Consider the following 251-nt stretch of genomic DNA (forward strand, 5'->3'; position numbering starts at 1 on the left):
TCTAACGGCTTCACTACTGAATAATCTTTAAGCAACTCATAAGTCACATGATGAGGAGTAGCAAAAATTACCCGATCAGCCAAGTCTGTTGTTCCATCTTCGAAGCTAAGTAAATAAGTATGATTTTCTTGTTTTTCTATGGAAGATAATTTTGTGTTTTTTTTCACAGAACCTTCCATAAGATTCTTTTCAACTGCATGTACTAGAGAGGATAAGCCTCCATTTTTAAAGGAATAAAACATGCCTTGTGG

Annotated in this window: 1 protein-coding gene; it reads right to left on the bottom strand. The window is 34.7% G+C overall.

The genetic code is table 11. The features are described 5' to 3' along the window. The coding region (locus tag AOA60_RS32305; protein ID WP_178075392.1) for an FAD-dependent oxidoreductase at positions 1–251 on the bottom strand (251 nt) is incomplete at both ends.

The organism is Pseudomonas sp. 2822-17, assembly GCF_002742485.1.
Taxonomy (GTDB): domain Bacteria; phylum Pseudomonadota; class Gammaproteobacteria; order Pseudomonadales; family Pseudomonadaceae; genus Aquipseudomonas; species Aquipseudomonas cyclaminis.